Here is a 25,914-nt window from a genome sequence, read left to right on the forward strand (position 1 = left end):
GTGGCGCGAACCACCCGCACCGTTGAAGACATCCTGCCGCTCTCCCCGCTCCAGAGCGGCCTGTTGTTCCACAGCGTCTTCGACGAGGCGACGCCCGACATCTACACCGTGCAGTCGACCTTCCACCTGGCCGGTCCGCTCGACGCGGACCGGGCCAGGGGAGCGGCGGAGGCGCTGCTGCGCCGCCACGCGAGCCTGCGGGTGGCCTTCCGGCAGCGCAAGGACGGGGAGTGGGCGCAGCTCGTCGCCGCCCGCTACAAGCTGCCGTGGACCGAGATCGACCTCAGCCACCTCGGTGAGCGGGAGGCCGACGCCGAGGCCCGCCGCGCCACCCTCGCCGACCGGGAGACCCGCTTCGACATCGGGCGCCCGCCGCTGATCCGCTTCACCCTGATCAGAACGGGCGCCGAGAGCCACCGGCTGGTCTTCACCATCCACCACACGGTGCTCGACGGCTGGTCGCTGCCGACCCTCCTCAAGGAGTTCCACAGCCTGTACGTCTCGGGCGGCGACGCCCGGCACCTGCCGTCGGTCGCCCCCTACCGCGACTACCTCACCTGGCTCTCCCGCCAGGACGCGGATGCCGCCCGCACCGCCTGGGACACCGCGCTCGACGGGCTCGCCGCCCCCACCCTGGTCGCGGGCGGCGGCGAGCACACCCCGCAGGACCCCGGACGCTACGAGTTCGGCCTCACCGAGGAGCGCACGACGGCCCTCACCGCGCGCGCCCGCGCCGCCGGGGTCACCGTCAACACCGTGGTGCAGGCCGCCTGGTCGCTGGTCCTGGCCGGTCTCACCGGCACCGACGACGTGGTCTTCGGCGTCACCGTCAACGGCCGCCCCGCCGAACTGCCCGGCATCGAGTCCATGGTCGGCCTGTTCATCAACACGCTGCCGCTGCGCATCGCACTGCGCCCCGGGGAGAGCGCCGGCGAACTCCTCGGCCGGGTGCACCACGCCCAGGCAGAAATGATCAACCACCAGTACGTGGGGCTCTCCGAGATCCAGCACCGCACCGGACTCGGCCCGCTCTTCGACACCTCGGTCGTCTTCGAGAACTTCCCCTTCGACTCCGCGCCGGCCGTCTCCGCCGACGCGGATCCGCTGCGTGTGGTGCGCGCCGAGAGCCACTCCGCCAACCACTTCCCGCTCAGCCTCGTCGGAATGCCGCAGGAGTGCCTGCGCTTCAAGCTCTTCCACCAGCCCCACCTGTTCGACGACGCGGCGGCGGCCGGCATAGCCGAGCGCTTCCTCGGCATCCTCGACACCCTGGTGCGCGAGCCGGAACTGCCGCTGGGCCGCATCGACGTGATCGGCGCCGAGGAGAGCACCCGCGCGCTGGCCGCCGCGGCCGGGCCCGCCGTCGGCGAGGACGCGGCCGGCGCCACCCTGCCGGGACTGTTCACCGCGCAGGCCCAGGCCACCCCCGACGCGCCCGCCGTGCGCGCGGGCGACCAGGTGCTGACGTACCGCGAACTCGACCGGCGGGCCAGCTTCGTGGCCCGCGAACTCGTCGCCCGCGGCGCCGTCGCCGGCCGCAACGTGGCCGTGCTGCTGCCGCGCGGCACCGACCTGGTGGTGGCCCTGCTGGGCGTCGCCAAGTCGGGCGCCGCCTACGTGCCGCTGGACCCCGAGCACCCGGCCGACCGGATAGCCGCCGTGCTCGCCGACTCCGACCCGCTGCTGGTCCTCACCGGGGACGACACCCCCGCCGACCTCCTCGCGGACGTCGCCACCCTCGCCGTCACCGGCGCCGAGGCCGACTCGTACACGGCCGCCCCGCACCCCCACGACCCCGCCTACCTGATCTTCACCTCGGGATCCACCGGCCGCCCCAAGGGCGTCGTCGTCGAGCACCGCTCCGTCGGCGCCTACCTCGCGCGCGCCCGCACCGCCTACCCGGACGCCGCCGGCCTCACCCTCGTGCACTCCTCGGTCGCCTTCGACCTCACCGTCACCGGCCTCTACTCCCCGCTCGTCTCCGGCGGCTGCGCCCACCTGTCCGACCTCCCGGACGCCGTCGGCGGCCCCCGCCCCACCTTCCTCAAGGGCACCCCCAGCCACCTCGAACTCCTCGACACCCTGCCGGCGGAGGTCTCCCCCTCGGGAACCCTCGTCCTGGGCGGCGAGGCACTGCGCGGGGAGGCGCTGCGCGGCTGGCGCACCGCCCACCCCGACGCCACCGTCATCAACGCGTACGGTCCCACCGAGGCCACCGTCAACTGCCTGGAACTGCGCATCGAGCCCGGCGCCGAACTCGCCGACGGCCCCGTGCCGATCGGCCGCCCCTTCGCCGGCACCCGCGCCTACGCCCTGGACGCGGCCCTGCGCCCGGTCGCCCCCGGCGTCCCCGGCGAGCTGTACGTCGCCGGGGTCGTCCTCGCGCGCGGCTACCTGGACCGCCCCGGGCTGACCGCCGGACGCTTCGTCGCCGACCCGTTCGGCCCGGCCGGCTCCGTCATGTACCGCACCGGCGACCTGGTGCGCCGCCGCACGGACGGCACCTTCGTCTACGCGGGCCGCGCCGACGACCAGATCAAGCTGCGCGGCTTCCGCATCGAGCCCGGCGAGATCGAGACCGCCGCCGCCTCCCACCCCGACGTCACCCGGGCCGTCGTCCTCGCCCGCGAGGACCGCCCCGGCGACATGCGCCTGGTCGCCTACGTCACCCCCGGCGACGTCGACGCCGACGCCCTGCGCGGCCACCTCGCCGCCGCCCTGCCCGCCTACATGGTCCCGGCCGCGATCGTCGCCCTGGACGCCCTGCCGCTCACCCCCAACGGCAAGGTCGACCGCCGCGCCCTGCCCGCCCCCGAGGAGAGCGCCACCGGACTGACCGTGCAGCGGGCCCCGCGCGACCCCCGCGAGGAACTCGTCCGCGACCAGTTCGCCGGTGTGCTCGGCCTCTCCCAGGTCGGCGCCCACGACGACTTCTTCGACCTCGGCGGCCACTCCCTGCTCGCGATCCGCCTGGTCAGCAGGCTGCGCGCGACGCTGGGCGTCGAACTGTCGGTCAAGCACCTGTTCAAGAACCCCACCCCGGCCGGCCTGGTGCGCTCGCTGGCGGACGCCGAGGAGGCCCGCCCGCCGCTGGTGCGCGGCGAGCGCCCCGAGCGGATCCCGCTCTCCTACGGCCAGCAGCGGCTGTGGTTCCTGCACCGCATGGAGGGCCCCAACCCGGTCTACAACCTGGCCTCCGCGCTCACCCTGGAGGGACCGCTCGACCTGGCGGCGCTGCGCGCCGCGTACGCCGACGTCGTGGAGCGCCACGAGAGCCTGCGCACCGTCATCGCCGAGGACGGCCAGGGCGCCCACCAGCGCGTCCTGACCGATGTCAGGCCCCAACTGGAGACGGTCGACTGCACCGAACAGGAACTGGAGGGCCTGCTCGCCGAGCACGCCGCCCACCCCTTCGACCTGTCCGCCGAGACCCCCCTGAAGCTCTCCCTGTTCCGCCTCGCCGAGGACCGGCACGAACTGCTCGTCCTGCTCCACCACGTGGCGGGCGACGGCTGGTCCACCCCGCTGCTCACCCGCGACCTGACCCGCGCCTACGCCGCGCGGGCCGCGGGCGACGCCCCCAAGTGGAGCGAACTGCCCGTCCAGTACGCCGACTTCGCCCTGTGGCAGCACGCACTCATGGGCGACGAGGACGACCCGCAGAGCAGGGCGGCGCGCCAGCTCGCGTTCTGGCGCGAGACCCTCGCCGACCTGCCCGAGGAACTGGCGCTGCCCACCGACCGGCCGCGCCCGGCCGTCGCCTCCTACCGCGGCGACAACGTGCCCCTGGCCGTCCCCGCCGACCTGCACCGCGCGGTCGCCGAGTGCGCCCGCACCGCCGACGTCACCGTGTTCATGCTCGTCCAGGCCGCCCTCGCGGTGACCCTCTCGCGGCTCGGCGCGGGCGACGACATCCCGCTCGGCTCCCCGGTCGCCGGCCGTCTCGACGAGGCGCTCGACGACCTCGTCGGCGACTTCATCAACACCCTGGTGCTGCGCACCGACGTCAGCGGCGACCCCACCTTCACCGAGCTCCTCGCCCGGGTGCGGGAGGCCGACCTGGCCGCCTGGTCCCACCAGGACCTGCCCTTCGAGCGGCTCGTGGAGGTCCTCAACCCGGCCCGCTCGCTGGCCCGCTCCCCGCTCTTCCAGACCCTGCTGGCCTTCAACAACACCGCCGCCCGCGGCGAGAGCGCCCAGCTCGACGGCCAGGCCCTGCTCGGCGAGCTGTCGGTGGCCGGGCGCGGCGGCGTCGGCAGCGGCGTCGCCAAGTTCGACCTCGCCTTCAACCTGCGCGAACGCCTCACCGAGGACGGCGCCGCCGACGGCATGACCGGCATCCTGGAGTACGCCGCCGACCTCTTCGACCACACCACCGCCGAGCGCCTGGTGGACCGCTTCGTCACCGTCCTGGCCCGCCTCGTCGCGGCCCCCTCCACCCGCGTCGGCGACATCGACGTCCTCCTCGAAGGGGAGCGCCCCGCCGCCCTGGCCACCCCCGCCGGCACCGCGCGCCCGCTCCAGGACCGCTGGTTCCTCGACCGGTTCGAGGCACACGCCGCGGTACGGCCCGACGCGCCCGCCGTGCACGCGGACGGCACCACCCTCAGCTACGCCGAACTCAACTCCCGGGCCAACGCCCTGGCCCGGCTGCTGGCCGAGCGCGGCGCCGCCCCCGAGCGGTTCGTCGCCGTCGCCCTGCCCCGCACCGCCGACCTGCTGATCACCCTGCTCGCCGTCCAGAAGTCCGGCGCCGCCTACCTGCCCCTCGACACCCGCTTCCCCGCCGACCGCGTCCGCCGCATGCTCGCCGACGCCGACCCGGCCGTCCTGGTCACCACCGGCGAACTGCTGCCCGGCCTGCCCGACGCGGCCGTGCCGACCGTGCTCGCCGAGGAGGCCGACACCTCCGCGTACGACGACAGCGACCCCCGGGTGCGGGCCGAGGGCACCGGCGCCGCCTACGTCCTGCACACCTCCGGCTCCACCGGCGTCCCCAAGGGCGTGGTGGTGCCGCGCGCCGCCCTCGACAACTTCCTGCGGGCGATGGCCGACCGGTGCGCCATGACCCCCGACGACCGGCTGCTCGCCGTCACCACCATCGGCTTCGACATCGCCGGACTGGAGCTGTACCTGCCGCTGGCCACCGGCGGCACCGTCGTGCTGGCCGGCCCCGACACCGTCCGCGACCCCGAGGCGCTGCGCGCGGCCGTCACCGCGCACGGCATCACCGTCATGCAGGCCACCCCGACCCTGTGGCGGGCCGCCACCGGCGGCGGGGCGGCCCCCTTCCTCGGCGGCGTCCGCGTCCTGGCCGGCGGCGAGGCACTGCCCGCCGACCTGGCCGCCGTACTGACCGCGTCCGCCCGCTCCGTCCTCAACGTCTACGGCCCCACCGAGACCACCGTCTGGTCCACCGCCGCCCCGGTCACCGACCCGGCCGCCGTCCACCTGGGCACCCCGCTCGACAACACCGGCGCCTACGTCCTGGACGACCGGCTGCGGCCGGTGGCACCGGGCGTCCCCGGCGAGCTGTACCTCTCCGGCGCGGGCCTGGCCCGCGGCTACCTCTCGCAGGCCGGCCGCACCGCGGAACGGTTCGTCGCCGACCCCCACGGCGCCCCGGGCACCGCGATGTACCGCACCGGCGACGTGGTCCGGCGCACCGCCGCGGGCCTCCTGGAGTACGTCGGCCGCGGCGACCAGCAGGTCAAGCTGCGCGGCTTCCGCATCGAGACCGGCGAGATCGAGGCACTGCTCGCCGCCCACCCCGACGTCGCCGCCGCCGCCGTCGGCGTGCGCCCGGCCGCGGGCGGCGAGGACCGCCTGGTGGCCTGGACCGTCGGCGACGTCGACGCGCAGGTGCTCCGCGCCCACCTGGCCGCCGCCGTCCCCGAGTACATGGTCCCCGGCGCCTTCGTCTCGCTGCCCGCACTCCCGCTGACCGCCAACGGCAAGCTGGACCGCAAGGCCCTGCCCGACCCCGCCGAGACCCACGACACCACCGGGCGCCCGCCGCGCTCCCCGCAGGAGGAGATCCTCTGCGGGCTGTTCGCCGAGATCCTCAACCGCGCCCGGATCTCCATCGACGACGACTTCTTCGCCTCCGGCGGCCACTCGCTGGCCGCGATGCGCCTGGTCGGCCGGATCCGCTCGGTCCTCGACGTGGACCTGCCCATCAGCGTCCTGTTCGAGGCGCCCACCGTGGCCGCCCTCGCCGCCCGCCTCACCGGGGCCGCGCAGACCCGCGCCCCGCTGGTCGCCGGCCCCCGCCCCGACCGGGTACCGGCCTCCCCGGCCCAGCAACGGCTGTGGTTCCTGGGCCGGTTCGAGGAGCCGGGCAGCGCCACGTACAACGTGCCCGTCGTCCTGCGGCTCACCGGCACCCTCGACGAGGACGCCCTGCGCGGCGCGCTCCTCGACGTCACCACCCGCCACGAGACCCTGCGCACGGTGTTCGCCGAGGACGCCGAGGGACCGCACCAGATCGTCCTGGAGCCCGCCCCGGTCCCGCTGGGCGTCCGCCCGGCCACCGAGGAGGAACTGCCCGGCCTGCTCACCGAGGCCGCCCGCACCGGCTTCGACCTCTCCCGCGACCGGCCGCTGCGCGCCCACCTGTTCGCGCTCGCGGCCGGCGAGCACGCCCTGCTGCTGGTCATGCACCACATCGCGGGCGACGGCGGCTGGTCGGTGCCGCTGCTGGTCAAGGACCTCACCACCGCCTACGCCGCCCGCCGCACCCATGCCGCGCCCACCTGGCGCCCGCTGTCGGTGCAGTACGCCGACTACACCCTGTGGCAGCGCGAGGTGCTCGGCTCCGCCGACGACCCGGCGAGCGAACTGGGCCGGCAGCTCGCCCACTGGCGCGAGGCCCTCGCCGAGCTCCCCGAGGAACTCACCCTGCCCACCGACCGCCCCCGCCCCCGCCGGGCCTCCGGCCAGGGCGCCGAACTCCGCTTCCACGTCCCCGCCGAACTCCACACCGAACTGGAGGCCCTCGCCCAGCGCCACCGGGCCAGCCTCTTCATGGTCGTCCAGGCCGCCGTCGCGGTGACCCTCTCCCGGCTCGGCGCGGGCGACGACATCCCCCTCGGCACGCCCAGCGCGGGCCGCGTCAACGAAGCGCTCGACGGCCTCATCGGCTTCTTCGTCAACACCCTGGTGCTGCGCACCGACCTCTCCGGCGACCCCGCCTTCACCGAGGTCCTCGACCGGGTCCGCACCGCGTCGCTGGCCGCCTACGAGCACCAGGACGTGCCCTTCGAACGGCTGGTGGAGACCCTCAACCCGGGCCGCTCGCTGGGCCGCCACCCGCTCTTCCAGACGATGGTCACCTGGAACAACACCGGCCACGACACCACCGGCGGCCTCACCGCCGACCTCCCCGACCTGCGCATGCGCATCGGCGAGGTCGACTCCCAGGTCGCCACCTTCGACCTGCTGTTCGGCTTCAGCGACCTGCGCACCGAACGCGGCGCCCCCGACGGGCTCGCGGTCCGCCTGGAGTACGCCACCGACCTCTACGACCCGGCCACCGCCGAACTCTTCGCCGGCTGCCTGCTCCAGGCGCTCACCGCCGTCGCCGCCGACGAGCGGCGCCCGGTGCACCGCATCGACCTCACCGCGGGCGCCGCCCGCGACCGGCTGCCCGCACCGGCCGCCCCGCGCACCCACCCCCCGCTCGCCGCCGCCTTCGCCGAGCAGGCCGGCCGCACCCCCGACGTGCCCGCCGTCACCGACGGACACACCACCCTCACCTACCGGGAACTGCGCGAGCGCGCGCACGCCCTGGCCGCCGAACTGCGCCGCCGGGGCCTGGGCCCCGAGGACCGCGTCGCGGTCGCCCTGCCCCGCGGCACCGACCTCACCGTCGCCCTCGTCGCCGCCCTCACCGCGGGCTGCGCCTACGTCCCCGTCGACCCCGAACTCCCCGCCGAGCGCGTCGATCTGATGCTCCGCGCGACCGCTCCCGGCGCCCTGATCACCAGCGCGGCCCTCGCGCCCGGCCTGCCCGCGACCGCCTGCGCACCCCTCCTCGTCGAGGACCCGCTGCCGCCGGCGGGCGCCGCCGAGGCGACGGGTGCGGCCCTGGACGACCACCCCGCCTACGTCATCTACACCTCCGGCTCCACCGGCACCCCCAAGGGCATCGTGATGCCGCACCGGGCGCTGGCCGGACTGCTCGACTGGCACGAGCGGGCGGTGCCGGGCCCGGTGGGCACCGTGGTCGCCCAGTTCACCGCCGTCGGCTTCGACGTCTCCGTACAGGAGATCCTCGGCGCGCTGCTCAGCGGCAAGACCCTCGCCGTGTGCCCCGAGGACACCCGGCGCGACCCCCGCGAACTGGCCCGCTGGCTCGAAGCGAACCGGGTGGCCGAGCTGTACGCGCCGAACCTGGTCGTCGACGGCGTGCTGGAGGCGGCCCGCGAGTGCGGCGCCGACCTGTCCGCCCTGCGCCACCTCGTCCAGGCCGGCGAGGCCCTCACCCTGCGCGAACCCGTCCGCGCCCACCACACCGACCACCCCACCGCCCTGCTGCACAACCACTACGGGCCCGCCGAGACCCACGTCGCCACCGGGTGGACGCTGCCCGCCGACGTGCGGCAGTGGCCGGACGTCCCGGCGATCGGCAGCACCGTCGACGGCGCCCGCGCCTACGTCCTGGACGCCGCCCTGCTGCCCGTACCGCCGGGCGTCACCGGCGAACTCCACCTCGCGGGCGACCCGCTGGCCCGCGGCTACCTCGACCGCCCCGACCTCACCGCCGAGCGCTTCGTCGCCGACCCGTACGGCCACCCCGGCGCCCGCATGTACCGCACCGGCGATCTGGCGAAGGTCACCGCCGACGGACAGCTGCACTACGCCGGCCGCGCCGACCACCAGGTCAAGATCCGCGGCTTCCGCATCGAGCCCGGCGAGATCGAGGCCGCCCTCACCCTGCGCGAGGACGTGCTGCGGGCCGCCGTCGTGGTCCGCGAGGACCACCCCGGCGACAAGCGGCTGGTCGCCTACGTCGTCGCCGGCCAGGGCCACCCGGCCCCCGCCGCCGCCGACCTGCGCGGCCACCTCGCGGGCCGGCTGCCCGCCCACATGGTCCCGGCCGCCTTCGTCGTCCTCGACGAACTGCCGCTGACCCGCACCGGCAAGCTCGACCGGGCCGCGCTGCCCGCCCCCGTCCACGAGAGCGCCCTGGCCCGCGCCCCGCGCACCCCGCGCGAGGAAGCCCTGTGCGCACTGTTCGCCGAGGTGCTGGGAGTCCCCGCGGTCGGCATCGACCAGGACTTCTTCGACCTGGGCGGCCACTCCCTGCTCGCCACCCGCCTCGTCGCCCGCGTCCGCTCCGTCCTCGGCGTCGAACTCGCCGTGCGGGGCCTGTTCGAGGAGCCCACCCCGGCCGGCCTCGCCACCCTCCTGGACACCGCGGAGGGCGCCCGCCAGGCCGTCACCCGCCGCGAACGGCCCGAGCGCATCCCGCTCTCCTTCGCCCAGCGGCGGCTGTGGTTCCTGCACCGCATGGAGGGCCCCACCGCCACCTACAACATGCCCACCGCGCTGCGCCTGACCGGCGATCTCGACCACGACGCGCTGTGGGCGGCCGTCGGCGACGTCCTCACCCGGCACGAGTCGCTGCGCACCGTCTTCGCCGACGACGCCGACGGCGGCCACCAGGTGATCCTCGACCCCGCCGACGCGCTCTCCCGGCTGGGCGCCCAGGCCGCCGTCACGGTGGCCCCCGACGCCCTCCAGGACGAGCTGGCCCGCGCCTCGGTCCGCCCCTTCGACCTGGCCGAGGAGCCGCCGCTGCGGGTCACCGTGCTGCGCACCGGCCCCGGCGAGCACGTCCTGCTGCTGCTCCTGCACCATATCGCCACCGACGGCTGGTCGGCCCCCGTACTGGCCAGGGACCTCACCTCCGCCTACGCCGCCCGGCACGCGGGCGGCGCCCCCCAGTGGTCCGAACTGCCCGTGCAGTACGCCGACTTCACCCTCTGGCAGCAGGAGGTGCTGGGCTCCGGCGACGGCACGGACGGCGGTGGCGGGGAGCAGCTGGCGTACTGGCGGGAGGCCCTCGCCGGGCTCCCCGAGGAACTCACCCTGCCCACCGACCGCCCCCGGCCGCCGGCCGCCTCCCACCGGGGCGACACCGTCGCCTTCCAGGTCCCCGCAGACCTGCACGCCTCGCTGGCCGCCCTCGCGGGCGCGCACCGGGCCAGCCTGTTCATGGTCGTCCAGGCGGCCTGGGCCACCCTGCTCTCCCGGCTGGGCGCGGGCGAGGACATCCCGCTCGGCACCCCGATCGCGGGCCGCACCGACGACGCCCTGGACGAGCTGGTCGGCTTCTTCGTCAACACCCTGGTGCTGCGCACCGACCTGTCCGGCGCGCCCTCCTTCGGCGAACTCCTCGGCCGGGTCCGCGAGAGGTCCCTGGCCGCCTACGCCCACCAGGACGTGCCCTTCGAGCAGCTGGTCGAGGTCCTCAACCCGGCCCGCTCGACGGCCCGCCACCCGCTGTTCCAGGTCGCGCTGATGTGGAACAACAACGACGACCGGCTGCCGGACGACGTCGCCGACCGGTTCCCCGGCCTGGCCGCGCGACCGGTGCCGCTGGGCACCGGGGTCGCGAAGTTCGACCTCACCCTCGCCCTCAAGGAGGCCCACACCTCCGACGGCGCCCCCGCCGGCCTGCACGGCCACCTCGAATTCGCCACCGACCTCTTCGAGCGGACCACCGCCGAGGACCTGGTGGCGCGCTTCGAGCGGGTGCTGCGGGCGGTGGTGGCCGCACCGGACACCCCGGTGCGGGACGTGGACGTGATGGCACCGGGCGAAACCGAAAGGGTCCTGCATGAGTGGAACGACAGCGACGGCGCGGTACCGGGCCGCTCGCTCCCGGAGCTCTTCGAGGCGCGCGTGGCGCTCGCACCTGAGGCGACTGCTGTGGTCCTCGGTGGTGTGGAGGTCGCCTACGGGGAGCTGAACGCGCGGGCCAACCGGCTGGCCCGCTGGCTGGCCGCCCGCGGGGCGGGTCCGGAGAAGCTGGTGGCGGTGGTGCTGCCGCGTTCGGTGGACCTGGTGGTGGCGCTGCTCGCCGTGCTGAAGTCGGGCGCCGGATACGTGCCGGTGGACCCGGAGTTCCCGCGCGAGCGCATCGAGTACGTCCTGGCCGACGCCGGCCCCGTACTGACCCTCACCGAGGACGTCCTCGCCGGGGCCGGCCTCGACGGGTACGCCGACGACGACATGGTCCTCGCGGACCGCTCCGGCGAGCGGACCGCGTACGTCATCTACACCTCCGGCTCCACCGGCCGCCCCAAGGGCGTCGCCGTCCCCGGCGCCGCCCTGGTCAACTTCCTGACCTCGATGCAGGACCGCTTCGCCCTCACCCCCGCCGACCGGCTCGCCGCGGTGACCACCGTCGGCTTCGACATCGCCGGACTCGAACTGTTCCTGCCGCTGCTCAACGGCGCCCGCGTCGTCCTCGCCGACAAGGACACCGTCCGCGACACCGCCGCGCTCGCCGCCCTGCTCACCGCCTCGGGCGCGACGATCGCCCAGGCCACCCCGAGCCTGTGGCACGCGCTGGCCGAGGCCGACGGCATCCCGGCAGGGCTGCGGGTCCTGGTCGGCGGCGAGGCGCTGCCCGCCCCGCTGGCCCGCACCCTGACGGCCGGCGGACGCTCCGTCACCAACCTGTACGGGCCGACCGAGACCACCGTGTGGTCCACTGCGTGCGCGGTGGACGCCGACGGCGACGTGTCGATCGGCGGGCCCATCGCCAACACCCGGCTGTACGTGCTGGACGCGGGCCTGCGCCCGGTGCCCCTCGGAGTGGCCGGCGAGCTGTACATCGCGGGCGCCGGTCTGGCCCGCGGCTACCAGCACCGCCCGGGACTCTCCGCCGAGCGCTTCGTCGCCGACCCGCACGGCACCCCGGGCACCCGGATGTACCGCACCGGCGACCTGGTCCGCAGGCGGGCCGACGGCCGGCTCGACTACCTGGGCCGCACCGACTTCCAGGTCAAGGTGCGCGGCTTCCGCATCGAGCCGGGCGAGATCGAGGCGGTCCTCGCCGACCACCCGGACATCGCCCGCACCGCGGTCGTCGTCCGCGAGGACCGGCCCGGCGACAAGCGCCTGGTCGCCTACTTCGTCCCGGTGGTGGGCGGCGCCCCCGACGGGGACGTACTGCGCAAGCACGTCGCCGAGACCCTGCCCGACTACATGGTGCCGTCCGCGTTCGTCACCCTGGACGCCCTGCCGCTGACCCCCAACGGCAAGCTCGACCGGGCCGCCCTGCCCGCCCCCGACTACGGAAGCCTCGGCGAGGGACGCGCACCGCGCACCCCGCAGGAGGAGACCCTGTGCGGCCTGTTCGCCGAGATCCTCGGCGTCGCCCGGGTCACCGTCGACGACGACTTCTTCGCCCTCGGAGGGCACTCCCTGCTCGCGAGCCGCCTGGTCGCCCGGGTCCGCGCCGCGCTCGGCAAGGAGATGAGCATCCGCGGCTTCTTCGAGAAGCCCACCGTCGCCGCACTGGCCGCGAGCCTCGAAGGCGCGCAGGCCACCACCACCCGCCCCGCGCTTCGCCGCCGGACCGCCGGGAACAAGGAGAACTCGTGACCACGCTGTCCTTCTCGCAGCGCCGCCTGTGGTTCCTCAACCAGCTGGACGGCCCGAGCGCGATCTACAACATCCCCACCGCCCTGCGGCTGACCGGCACCCTGGACCGGGAGGCCCTGCGCGCCGCCCTCGCCGACGTCACCACCCGCCACGAGACCCTGCGCACCGTCTTCGGCGAGGGCCCCGAGGGGCCCCAGCAGATCGTCCTGGACGCCGAGTCCGCCGCCGCGGTCCCCGGCCTGCCCGAGGTGCTGCTCGGCGAGGCCGAGCTGGACGGGGCGCTGGCGAAGGCCGCCCGCCACGAGTTCGACCTGCTCACCGAGACCCCGCTGCGCTGCACCCTGTTCGACCTCGGCGACGACACGTACGTCCTGCTGCTCCTGCTGCACCACGTCTCCGGCGACGGCTGGTCCGTCCCCGTCCTGGTCCGCGACCTGCTCCGCGCCTACGCGGCCCGGCACGCCGGCCACGCCCCCGGCTGGGAGGAACTCCCGGTCCAGTACTCCGACTTCACCGTCTGGCAGCAGGAGCTGCTGGGCTCCGAGGACGACCCCGCGAGCGTCGTCTCCCGGCAGCTCGGCCACTGGCGCGAAACCCTCGCCGACCTGCCCGACGAGCTGGACCTGCCCACCGACCGGCCCCGCCCCGCGACGGCCACCCACCACGGCGACACCCTGCCGCTGACCGTGCCCGCCGACGTCCACGCCGCCCTGCTGGAACTGGCCCGCGAGCACCGGGCCAGCCCGTTCATGGTCGTCCAGGCCGCCCTGGCGGTGCTGCTCTCCAAGCTCTCCGGCTCCACCGACGTCCCGCTCGGCACCCCGATCGCGGGCCGCACCGACGAGGCACTGGAGGACCTGGTCGGGTACTTCGTCAACACCCTGGTGCTGCGCACCGACCTCTCCGGCACCCCCACCTTCCGAGAACTCCTCGCCCGCGTCCGGGCCGGCGACCTGGCCGCCTACGAGCACCAGGACATCCCCTTCGAGCGCCTGGTGGAGGTCCTCAACCCGCCCCGCGCGATGGCCCGCCACCCCCTCTTCCAGACCCTGCTGACCTGGAACGACAACGACCAGCAGCAGGCCCGCGGCGCCGCCGCCGAACTGCCGGGGCTGACCGTGTCCGGCCACCCGGCCGAAACCCGCACCGCCCGCTTCGACCTCTCCTTCACCCTGGAGGAGTGCCCCCGTGCCGCGGGCGGCGCCCCGGGCGGGCTGACCGGCGCCCTGAACTACAGCACCGACCTCTTCGAGCGGAGCACCGCCGAGCAGATCGCCGCCCGCTTCACCCGGGTGCTCACCGCGCTGGTGGGCGCACCGGACGCACCGGTGACCGCCGTGGACCTGCTGTCCGCCGACGAGCGGCACCGGGAACTGGAGGCGGCGAACGCCACCGGCCGCCGGGTGCCCGCCGGTTCGCTCCCCGAACTCTTCGCCGCACAGGCGGCGCTCACCCCCGACGCGCCGGCCCTGATCCTCAACGGCACGACGGTCCCCTACGGGGAGCTGAACGCGCGGGCCAACCGGCTGGCCCGCTGGCTGGCCGCCCGCGGGGCGGGTCCGGAGAAGCTGGTGGCGGTGGTGCTGCCGCGTTCGGTGGACCTGGTGGTGGCGCTGCTCGCCGTGCTGAAGTCGGGCGCCGGATACGTGCCGGTGGACCCGGAGTTCCCGCGCGAGCGCATCGACCACATCCTCAACGACGCCGACCCGGTCCTCACCCTGACCGGCGCCGACCTCGCCGAGGCGGAGCTGAGCTCCTACCCGTCCGACGACGTGCACGTCCCCGGCCGCCGCGTCGAGCAGACCGCGTACGTCATCTACACCTCCGGCTCCACCGGCCGCCCCAAGGGCGTCGCCGTCCCCGGCGCCGCCCTGGTCAACTTCCTGACCTCCATGCAGGACCGCTTCGCCCTCACCGCGGACGACCGGCTCCTCGCGGTGACCACCGTCGGCTTCGACATCGCCGGACTCGAACTGTTCCTGCCGCTGCTCAACGGCGCCGCCGTCGTCCTCGCCTCCCGCGACACCGTCCGCGACGCCCCCGCGCTCGCCCGCCTGCTGCGCGAGTCCGGGGCCACCGCCATGCAGGCCACCCCGAGCCTGTGGCACGCGCTGGCCGAGGCCGACGGCATCCCGGCGGGTCTGCGGGTCCTGGTCGGCGGCGAGGCACTGCCCGCCCCGCTGGCCCGCACCCTGGCCGCCGGCGGACGCTCCGTCACCAACCTGTACGGGCCGACCGAGACCACCGTGTGGTCCACCGCCTGCGCGGTGGACGCCGACGGCGACGTGTCGATCGGCGGACCCATCGCCAACACCCGCGTCTACGTCCTCGACCAGGGCCTGCGCCCGGCCCCCGCGGGCGTCGCCGGCGAGCTGTACATCGCCGGAGCGGGCCTGGCCCGCGGCTACCACCACCGCCGGGCCCTCACCTCGGAGCGCTTCGTCGCCGACCCCTTCGGCCCGGCCGGCACCCGCATGTACCGCACCGGTGACCTGGTCCGCCGCCGCACCGACGGCACCCTGGAGTACCTCGGCCGCACCGACTTCCAGGTCAAGGTGCGGGGCTTTCGCATCGAGCTCGGCGAGATCGAGACCGTCCTCGCCGAGCACCCCAACGTGGCCCGCAGCGCCGTCGTCGTCCGCGAGGACACCCCCGGCGACAAGCGCCTGGTGGCCTACGCCGTCGCCGCCCCCGACCGCAGGGTCGACCACGCCGTGCTCCGCAGGCACATGGGCGCGGCCCTGCCCGAGTACATGGTGCCCACCGCCTTCGTCACCCTGGACGCGCTGCCGCTGACCCCCAACGGCAAGCTCGACCGGGCCGCCCTGCCCGCCCCCGCCTACGGCGTGGAGAGCGCGGGCCGCGCCCCGCGCACCCCGCAGGAGGAAATCCTGTGCGGGCTGTTCGCCGAGGTGCTCGGCGTCGCCCGGATCACCGTCGACGAGGACTTCTTCGCCCGCGGCGGCCACTCGCTGCTCGCGCTGCGCCTGATGACCCGCATCCGCGCCACCTTCGGCGTGGAACTCCCCGTCCGCCAGCTCTTCGAGACCCCGACCGTCTCCGGCCTGGCCGCACTCGTCGCCACCGGGGACGCGGCCCGCACCCCGCTCACCGCCCGCCTGCCGCGCCCCGCACGCATCCCCGTCTCGTTCGCCCAGCGCCGCCTGTGGTTCCTGGGCCGGCTGGAGGGCCCGAGCGCCGCCCACAACATCCCCACCACGCTGCGGCTGACCGGCTCCCTGGACCGGGAGGCCCTGCGCGCCGCACTCGCCGACGTCACCACCCGCCACGAGACGCTCCGCACGATCTTCGCCGAGGACGCCGAGGGCCCCCACCAGATCGTCCTGGACCCCGCACGGGCCAGGCCCGAACCGCTGGTCACGGCCACCGACGAGGAAGGACTGCCCGAGGAGCTGCGGCGGGCCGCCCGGCGCGGCTTCGACCTGGCCGCCGAACCGCCGCTGCGCGTCCACCTCTTCGAGCTCGGCCCCGACGAGCACGTCCTGATGCTGCTCGTGCACCACATCGCGAGCGACGGCGGCTGGTCCACCCCGGTCCTGGTGCGCGACCTCACCGCCGCCTACACCGCCCGCTGCTCGGGCGAGGCACCCGGCTGGAGCGAACTGCCCGTCCAGTACGCCGACTACACCCTGTGGCAGCGCGAGGTCCTCGGCTCCGAGGACGACCCCGACAGCCCCGTCTCCCAGCAGCTCGACCACTGGCGCGAAACCCTCGCCGGCCTCCCCGACGAACTGGGCCTGCCCACCGACCGCCCCCGCCCGGCCGAAGCCACCTACCGGGGCGACACGGTGCCCCTCACCGTCCCCGCCGACCTCCACCAGCGCCTGGAGACCCTGGCCCGCGACCACCAGGCCAGCCTGTTCATGGTCGTGCAGGCGGGCCTCGCCGCCCTGCTCGCCAAGCTCAGCGGCACCACCGACATCCCCATCGGCACCCCCATCGCCGGCCGCGGCGACGAGGCCCTGGACGACCTGGTCGGCTTCTTCGTCAACACCCTGGTGCTGCGCACCGACGTCTCCGGCGACCCCACCTTCCTCGACCTGCTGGCCCGCACCCGGCAGACCGACCTGGCCGCCTACGCCCACCAGGACGTGCCCTTCGAGCGCCTGGTGGAGGTCCTCAACCCGGCCCGCTCGATGGCCCGCCACCCCCTCTTCCAGACCATGCTGGCCTTCAACAACGTCGACCAGCGGGCCGCGCTCGGCGAGGGCCGACTGCCCGGACTGGCCGTCTCCGGCAGCCAGGTCACCACCGGCATCGCCCAGTTCGACCTGCTGCTCGCCGTCGCCGACGGCCGCACCGAGAACGGCGCCCCCGCCGGACTGACCGGCCACCTGGAGTACAACCTCGACCTCTTCGACAAGGAGAGCGCCCAAACCCTCGTACGACGCCTCCTGCTGCTCCTGGAGAGCGTCAGCCGCCGGCCCGAACTGCCGCTCCACCAGGTCGACCTGCTGGAGCAGGACGAGCGGGCGAAGATCCTCGGCGACTGGCTGGACACCGCCCGCCAGACGCCCCGCGCGACCCTGCCCGCCCTCTTCGAGGCACAGGCGGTGCGCACCCCCGACGCGCCCGCGGTCCGCTTCAAGGACCGCACCCTGACCTACGCCGAACTCAACACCCGCGCCAACGCCCTGGCCCACCTGCTCACCGCGCACGGCGCGGGCCCCGAGGACTTCGTGGCCATCGCGCTGCCGCGCACCGAACTGACCCTCGTCGCGGTCCTCGGCGTCCTGAAGTCCGGCGCCGCCTACCTGCCGGTGGACCCCGAGTACCCGGCCGACCGCATCGCCCACCTGCTCGGCGACGCCGCCCCCGGCCTGCTGATCACCACCGCCGCCGCCGCCGAGCGGCTGCCGCGCGGCGGGCCGCTGCGGATCGTCCTGGACGACGCGGACACCGCCGCCGCGCTGACCGCGCAGAGCGCGCACAACCCCACCGACCGCGACCGCCGCGCCCCCCTGCTGCCCTCGCACGCCGCGTACGCGATCTACACCTCGGGATCCACCGGCCTGCCCAAGGGCGTCGTGGTCCCGCACGAGAACGTCGGCGACCTGGCCGCCTGGGCCGTCGAGCAGTTCGGCCCCGAGGCCATGGCCCACGTGGTGGCCTCCACCTCGCTCAACTTCGACGTCTCCGTCTTCGAGATGTTCGGCCCGCTGCTGTCCGGCGGCACCGTCGAAGTGATGCGCGACGTACTGGAACTCGCCGACCCGGCCCACGCCGGCCGCTCGTTCGGCCTGGTCAGCGGGGTGCCCTCGGCGATGGCCCAGATCGTCGGGGACGGCGGCCCGCTGGTCGGCGCCCGCGAGGTGGTGCTGGCCGGCGAGGGCGTCTCCGCCCACGACGCCAACGCCGTCGTCCGCGCCGTCGGCGCCCGCCGCTTCGCCAACATCTACGGCCCCACCGAGGCCACCGTCTACGCCTCGGCCTGGTACACCGAGGACGAGATCACCCGCGTCCCCCCGATCGGCGCCCCCCTGCGCAACACCCGCCTCTACGTCCTGGACACGGCCCTGCGCCCCGTCCCCGTCGGCGTCACCGGCGAGCTGTACATCGCGGGGCCGGGCCTGGCCCGCGGCTACCACCACCGCCCGGGACTCTCCGCCGAGCGGTTCGTCGCCGACCCGCACGGCACCCCGGGCACCCGCATGTACCGCACCGGCGACCTGGTGCGCTGGAGCGCCGACGGACAGCTCGACTACCTCGGCCGCACCGACTTCCAGGTCAAGGTGCGCGGCTTCCGCATCGAACCCGGCGAGATCGAGGCCGTGCTCGGCGGCCACCCCGAGGTGGCCCGCGTCGCCGTCGTCGTCCGCGAGGACCGGCCCGGCGACAAGCGCCTGGTGGCGTACGTCGTCGCCGAGCGCGGCGGCCGGGAACCCGACGCCGCTGCCCTGCGCGCCCACACCGCCGCCGCCCTGCCCGCCCACATGGTGCCCTCCGCGTTCGTCACCCTGGACGCGCTGCCGCTCAACCCCAACGGCAAGCTCGACCGGGCCGCCCTGCCCGCCCCCGACCACACCGCCGCCCGCGCCGGCCGCGCCCCGCGCACCCCGCACGAGGAACTGCTGTGCGGGCTGTTCGCCGAGGTCCTGGGCGTCCCGCAGGTCTTCCTCGACGACGACTTCTTCACCCTCGGCGGCCACTCCCTGCTCGCCACCCGCCTCGCCGGACGCATCCGCTCCGCCCTCGGCGAGGAACTGACCATCCGGCAGTTCTTCGAGACGCCGACCGTGGCCGGCCTCGCCGCCGTCCTCGGCGACGGCGGCCCCGCCCGCACCCGGCTGCTGGCCACCGCCCGCCCCGACCGGATCCCGCTCTCCTTCGCCCAGCAGCGCCTGTGGTTCCTCGGCCGCTTCGAGGGCCGCAGCCACACCTACAACGTGCCCACCGGCCTGCGGCTGTCGGGCACCGTCGACCACGACGCGCTGACGGCGGCGCTCGCCGACCTCACCGCCCGCCACGAGACCCTGCGCACCGTCTTCGCCGAGGACGCCGAGGGCCCCTACCAGACCGTGCTCGCCCCCGAGCGGGCCCGCCCCGAACTCCCGCTGATCCGCACCACCGAGGCAGAGCTGGCCGACGCGCTGGAGAAGGAGGCCACCTACGGCTTCGACGTCAGCGCCGAACCCCCGCTGCGCGCCCGCCTGTTCGAGGTCGGGCCCCAGGAGCACGTACTGCTCCTGCTGGTCCACCACATCGCCACCGACGGCTGGTCGATGCCGCTGCTGGTGCGCGACCTCACCGCCGCCTACACCGCCCGCTGCGCGGGCGAGGCGCCCGCCTGGACGCCGCTGCCCGTGCAGTACGCCGACTACACCCTGTGGCAGCGCGACCTGCTCGGCTCCGAGGACGACCCCGACAGCCTCGCCTCGCGCCAGCTCGCCCACTGGCAGCAGGCGCTCGCCGGACTGCCCGAGGAACTGGACCTGCCCACCGACCGGCCCCGCCCGGCCGTCGCCTCCTACCGGGGCGACGTGCTGGACGTGGAGATACCGGCCGCCACCCACGCCCTCCTCGCCGACCTCGGCAAGCAGCACCACGCCAGCCTCTTCATGGTCGTCCAGGCCGCCCTCGCCGCCCTCCTCGCCAAGCTCAGCGGCACCACCGACATCCCCATCGGCACCCCCATCGCCGGCCGCACCGACGACGCGCTGGAGGACCTGGTCGGCTTCTTCGCCAACACCCTCGTCCTGCGCACCGAGGTACGCCCCGAGGAGAGCTTCGCCGACCTGCTCGCCCGGGTGCGGGAGACCGACCTGACCGCCTACGCCCACCAGGACGTGCCCTTCGAACGCCTGGTGGACGTCCTCAACCCGGCCCGCTCGATGGCCCGCCACCCCCTCTTCCAGACCATGCTCACCTTCGACAACGTCGCCGCCCGCGGCACCTCGGAGGTCGCCCGGGACGGCGGCATGCCCCAACTGGCCGCTTCCGGCCAGGGCGTGGGCACCGGCGTCGCCCGCTTCGACATGATGTTCCGGCTCGGCGAACGGCCCGCCGCCGACGGCCGCCCGGCCGGGATCGCGGGCGTGCTGGAGTACGCCGGCGACCTCTTCGACCGGGAGAGCGCACGCGGCCTCGCCGACCGGCTCGTCGCGCTGCTGACCGCGGCGGCGGCCCGCCCGCACGCCCCCGTCGGCTCCCTGGACAGCCTGCCCGAGGCGGACCGCGACCGGCTGCTCGTGGAGTGGAACGACACCGCCAGGGACCTGCCCGCCGACCACCTGCCCGCCCTCTTCCGTACCCGGGCCGCCCGCACCCCCCACGCGCCCGCCCTCGACTTCGAGGGACACGTGCTGGACTACCGCGAGCTCGACATCCGCTCCGACCGGCTCGCCCACGCGCTGGCCGCCCGCGGCGTGGGCCCCGAGGACCTGGTGGCCGTCGCCCTGCCCCGGGACGCCGAACTGGTCGTCGCGCTCCTCGCGGTCCTCAAGTCCGGCGCCGCGTACGTGCCCATCGACCCCGAGTACCCGGCCGACCGCGTCGGCTACATGCTCACCGACGCCGCCCCCGTGCTCCTGCTCACCGACCACGCCACCGCCGCCGCGCTGCCCGCGGACACCGCACCCGAGGTGCCGCGCCTGCTCCTCGACGACCCGGCGACCGTCCGCGCGCTCGACGCCACCACCGGCGACCAGCTGGACATGGTCCGCGCGCTCGCCCCGCCGCTCCCCGACCACCCGGCGTACGTCATCTACACCTCCGGCTCCACCGGCCGCCCCAAGGGCGTCGTCGTCGGCCACGGCAACCTGCTCAACCTGCTCAACGCCATGCGCGACCACCTCGGCCTGACCGAGGCGGACCGGCTGCTGGCCGTCACCACCGTCGGCTTCGACATCTCCAACCTGGAGCTGTGGACCCCCCTCGCGCACGGCGCCCGGCTCGTGCTGGCCGCCCGCGACACGGTCCGCGACCCGCACGCCCTGGCCCGGCTCGTCGAGACGTCCGGCGCCACCGTCCTCCAGGCCACCCCGACCGCCTGGCAGGGCCTGGTCACCGCCCGCCCGCAGGTCCTGCGGGGCCTGGCCAAACTGGTCGGCGGCGAAGCCCTGCCCGGCCCGCTGGGCACCGCCCTGCAGGAACTGGGCGGCACCCTCACCAACGTGTACGGGCCCACCGAGACCACCATCTGGTCCACCGCCGCCGTCCTGGACGCCGCCACCTGCGCCCGGCCCCCGATCGGCCGCCCCCTGGACAACACCCGGGTCTACGTCCTGGACGGCGGACTGCGCCCGGTCGCCCCGGGCGAGGCCGGCGAACTGTACATCGCCGGCCTCGGCGTGGCCCGCGGCTACCTGCGCCGCCCCGCCCTGAGCGCCGAGCGGTTCACCGCCGACCCCTTCGGCCCGGCCGGCACCCGCATGTACCGCACCGGCGACCTGGTCCGCTGGAGCCCCGACGGCGTCCTGGAATACATCGGCCGCACCGACCACCAGGTCAAGATCCGCGGCTTCCGCATCGAACTCGGCGAGATCGAGGCCGAACTGACGGCACATCAGGACGTGGCGCAGGCCGTCGTCGTGGCCCGCGAGGACACCCCCGGCGACAAGCGCCTGGTCGCCTACGCCGTCCCCGAACGGGGCGACGGCGCCCGCGACACCGCACAGGAGGACCGCCAGGTCCAGGAGTGGGAGGCGGCCTACGACGCCCTCTACGACGACAGCGCCGCCGGCACCCCCGCCGCCGAACCCTTCGGCGAGGACTTCGGCATCTGGCGCAGCACCTACACCGGCGACCCGATCCCGCTCGCGCAGATGCGCGCCTGGCGCGCGGACACCGTCGAGCGGATCCTCGCCGACCGCCCCCGCCGGGTCCTGGAGATCGGCGCCGGCACCGGCCTGATCCTCGCCCACGTCGCCCCGCACTGCGACAGCTACTGGGCCACCGACCTCTCGGGCGCCGTCGTGCGGCGGCTGCGCACCGAGGTCGCCGCCCGCCCCGACCTCGCCGAACGGGTCATCCTCTCCGCCCGGCCCGCCCACGACATCGAGGGCATGCCGCTCGGCACCTTCGACACCGTGATCCTCAACTCCGTCGTCCAGTACTTCCCCTCCGCCGACTACCTCGCCGACGTCCTGGCCAAGGCGGTACGGCTGCTGGCCCCCGGCGGCACCGTGTTCGTCGGCGACGTCCGCAACCTGCGCACCCTGCGCCCGCTGCGCGGCGCCGTCGCCCTCCAGGGCCGCGACCCGGCCACCCTCACGACCGCCGAGCAGGACCAGCTGCGCGCCGAGACCGAGCGCAGCACCGCACGCGAGAAGGAACTGCTGCTCGCCCCCGACTGGTTCACCGCACTGCGCGAGAGCGTGCCCGCCGTCCGCGGGGTCGACCTGCGCATCCGCCGCGGCACCGACCACAACGAACTCACCCGCCACCGCTACGACGTCGTCCTGCGCACCGGCACCGACCCCGGCCTGAACGTGGCCGCCGCCCCGGCGGTCGCCTGGGGCGGACGGATCGGCTCGGTCGAGGACCTGGTCGTCGAACTCACCCGCCCGAACGCCCCCCGCGTCCTGCGCGTCACCAACATCCCCAACCGCCGGCTGCTCGCCGAGACCGCCGCGGTCCGCGACCTCCTCGGCCAGGAGCAGCGGCCCGTCACCGGCGCAGTCGACCCCGAGGAACTGCACGCCCTCACCGAACGCACCGGCCACCGCGTCGCCCTCACCTGGGCGGGCACCGGCGACGAGGAGGCGGGCGAACTGGACGCCGTACTGGTCGCCGCACGGCCCGGCGACGGCCCGCACCCGGGCCCCGACGGCCTCGCCCTGACCGGCGTGCACCGGCCCGGCCCCGACACCGGCCGCGCCCGCCACAACGACCCCGCCCGCTGGCGGCAGGACGCGGGACTGGGCACCGTACTGCGCGAGCGGCTCGCCGAGGCGCTGCCCGCCCACATGGTGCCCGCGGCCGTCGTCACCCTCGACACGCTCCCGCTCACCCCCAACGGCAAGGTCGACCGCAAGGTACTGCCCGCACCCGACTTCTCCGCCGGCACCACAGGACGCCCGCCGACCACCCCGCGCGAAGAGCTGATGTGCGCCCTGTTCGCCGAGGTGCTGGGCCTGGCCCGGGTCGGCCTGGACGACAACTTCTTCGAGTGCGGCGGCCACTCCCTGCTGGCCACCCGGCTCACCGGCCGGGTCGGCACCGTCCTGGGCGTCGACGTGCCGCTGCGCCGCCTCTTCCAGGCACCCACCCCCGCCGAACTGCTGCGCGCCCTGGAGCCCGCGGGCGACCGGGACGGGCACGGCGTACTGGTCCCGCTGCGCGCCTCGGGCACCGCCTCGCCCCTGTTCTGCGTGCACCCCGCCGCCGGACTGAGCTGGTGCTACCTCGGCCTGCTCGCCCACCTCGGCCCGCAGTACCCGCTCTACGGCCTCCAGGCGCGCGGCACCGACGGCAACGAGGTGCTGCCCGCCTCCATCGAGGAGATGGCCGTCGACTACGCCGACCGGATCCGCGAGGTGCGCCCCCAGGGCCCCTACCGGCTGCTCGGCTGGTCGGTCGGCGGCACCATCGCCCACGCGGTGGCCGCCGAACTGGAGCGCCGCGGCGCCGAGGTGGAACTGCTCGCCGTCCTGGACGCCTACCCGGTCGCCGACGCCGTCGGCACCGAACCGCCCGCCGAGGCCACCATCGTCGCCCACAACCTGCGGGCGATCGGCTTCGACTTCCAGGAGAGCGAACTCACCGCGGAGACCTTCCCCATCGACCGCTACCGGGCCTTCCTGGCCCGCGAGAACAAGGTCATGGCCCGCTTCGAGGCGCACGAGATCCTCGCCATGAAGGACGTCTACGTCAACAACACCCGCCTCATGTGGTCGCACACCCCCGGGCACTTCAGCGGCGACGTCCTGTTCGTCACCGCCGAACGCGACCGCGGCGCGCTCGCCCTGGAGCGCGGCCACCGGGCCTGGGAACCGCACGTGGGAGGCGTGATCGAGAACCACCCGGTCGACTCCGACCACGAGGGCCTGATGACCCGGCCGGGCCCGATCGCGCACGTGGGACGGCTGCTCGCCGAGCGGCTCGCGGCCCTGGACGCGGCCGGCGCGGGCGGCGCGGCGGGGGAGCGGGGCGTACGTAGAAACACCGTAGAGGCGGCGCCCAGGCTCGGCGCATGACAACAACGGACGAGAGGACGGTTGCGGCGCCCCCCCTGCGCCGCAACCGCGACTTCCTCCTGTTGTGGACGGGCAACTGGCTGCAGTTCTTCGGATCCCGCATGGGCGGAGTCTGCTACCCGTTGCTCGCGCTCCAGATCTCCGGCGGGTCGGCCCGTGCGGTGGGCCTCGCCTCCGCGGCGGCGGTGCTTCCCTTCGCCGTCGTGCAGCTGCCCGCCGGAGTTCTGGTCGACCGCTGGGACCGCCGCACCGTGATGCGGGTGTGCGCACTGGGCCGGGCACTGGTCCTGGGCGCGCTCGCCGCCGCGGCGTTCCTCGACGCACTGTCCGTCGGCGCGCTGCTCGCACTGATCGCCGCCGACGTCTCCCTCACCATCGTCGCCAACCTCGCCGAACGGGCCGCCGTACGCACGGTGGTCCCGGCCTCCCAGCTCACCGCCGCGCTCTCGCAGAACGAGGCCCGCGTCAGGGTCGCCGGACTGCTCGGCGGACCGGCGGGCACCGTGCTGTTCACCTGGGCGCGCTGGAGCCCCTACCTCGGCGCCGCGGTCGGCTCGCTGGCCGCGGCCGTCGGACTGCGCTTCATCAAGGCCGACTTCCGGCCGCCGGCCAGGGCCGAGCACCGCCGGATCCGCGACGACCTGGCCGACGCCGTGCGCTGGCTGCGCGGCCAGCACGTGCTGCGCGCGGTACTGCCCGTCGTGACCCTGGCCGCCGTCCTCCTCCAGGTCGTCCAGCTCGCCCTGGTGGTGATCCTCGTCAAGGAACAGGGCCACCCGGAGTCCACGGTGGGCCTGGTGCTGGGCATCAGCGGCTGCGGCGGCGTGCTCGGCGCGCTCACCGCCCGCTGGTGGATGGCCCGCTTCTCGATGCCCGCCCTGCTGCTCGGCGGCCTCGCCCTGTGGGCCGGGCTGATGACCGGCATGGCGCTGGTCTCGGGGCCCGTGCTGCTGGGCGTGCTGTTCGCCGTGATGAACGCGGTCGGCGCGGTCTTCGGGGTGGCCACCGCGGTGTTCCAGATGACCACCACCCCCGAGGAACTCCAGGGCCGGGTCGCCGCCCTGGCCGGCCTGGTCACCGCCGCCGGCTCCACGGGCGGCGCGTTCGGCGCGGGCTCCCTCCTCGCCGCGTGGGGCGGCACCCGCTCCCTGCTGGCCGCCGCCGGGGGCATGGCCCTGCTCGCCCTGACGGGCGCCCTGGTCCCGGCCGTACGCAGGGCCCACCACGCCGAACCCCCTGGAGCGGCGACCCCCACCGAGCCCCCTGGGGCGGCGACCCCCGCCGAGCCGCCTTGGGCGGCGGGGCCGCCCCCCGGGGGCGGAACGGGCGGGCAAGGGGGCGGCCCCCGGCGGAGCCGCACCCCTCGCCCCAGTCCCACCTCCGCCCCCGCCCCACCTCCGTCCGAAACCCTGCCCGCCCCCGCCCCCGCCCCCAAGACCGCGCCCGGCTTCCGCTACGTACCCGAATTCGGCCACGTACCCGAGTTCGGCCACATCCCCGAGCTGATGAGAGCCGTGGAACCCGTCCCGGCCCCCACCCCGCGCCAGGGCCCGAGCCCCGAGCCGCAGCCCGGCTCAGCGAGCACCCTGACTCCCTGAATTCCCGCACCCCGGAACGGACTTCGCCGTACGCCCGC

General features: G+C 75.3%; 3 protein-coding genes. All 3 read left to right on the forward strand.

Annotated elements, in window-relative coordinates:
* From ACFYVL_RS36330 to ACFYVL_RS36340, 3 genes are read left to right on the forward strand one after another with little or no spacing between them, the layout of a single operon-like run.
* The gene (locus tag ACFYVL_RS36330) at positions 1-12,621 is read left to right on the forward strand and encodes an amino acid adenylation domain-containing protein (RefSeq protein ID WP_389252728.1); all 12,621 of its coding nucleotides are present in this window, start codon (positions 1-3) and stop codon (positions 12,619-12,621) included.
* Complete coding sequence (locus tag ACFYVL_RS36335) at positions 12,618-24,278, forward strand: amino acid adenylation domain-containing protein (RefSeq protein ID WP_389252730.1); 11,661 nt, start codon at positions 12,618-12,620, stop codon at positions 24,276-24,278. The genes ACFYVL_RS36330 and ACFYVL_RS36335 overlap by 4 nt, the downstream gene beginning before the upstream one ends.
* Positions 24,275-25,876, forward strand: coding sequence for an MFS transporter (locus ACFYVL_RS36340; RefSeq protein ID WP_389252732.1), 1,602 nt, complete (start codon positions 24,275-24,277; stop codon positions 25,874-25,876). The genes ACFYVL_RS36335 and ACFYVL_RS36340 overlap by 4 nt, the downstream gene beginning before the upstream one ends.
* The last annotated feature ends 38 nt before the right edge of the window (positions 25,877-25,914 follow it).

The organism is Streptomyces sp. NPDC004111 (assembly GCF_042874215.1).
Classification (GTDB): domain Bacteria; phylum Actinomycetota; class Actinomycetes; order Streptomycetales; family Streptomycetaceae; genus Streptomyces.

Coding starts and splice junctions, on each gene's coding strand:
- ACFYVL_RS36340 (WP_389252732.1), top strand. CDS start 24,275: ATGACAACAACGGACGAGAGGACGGTTGCGGCGCCCCCCCTGCGCCGC.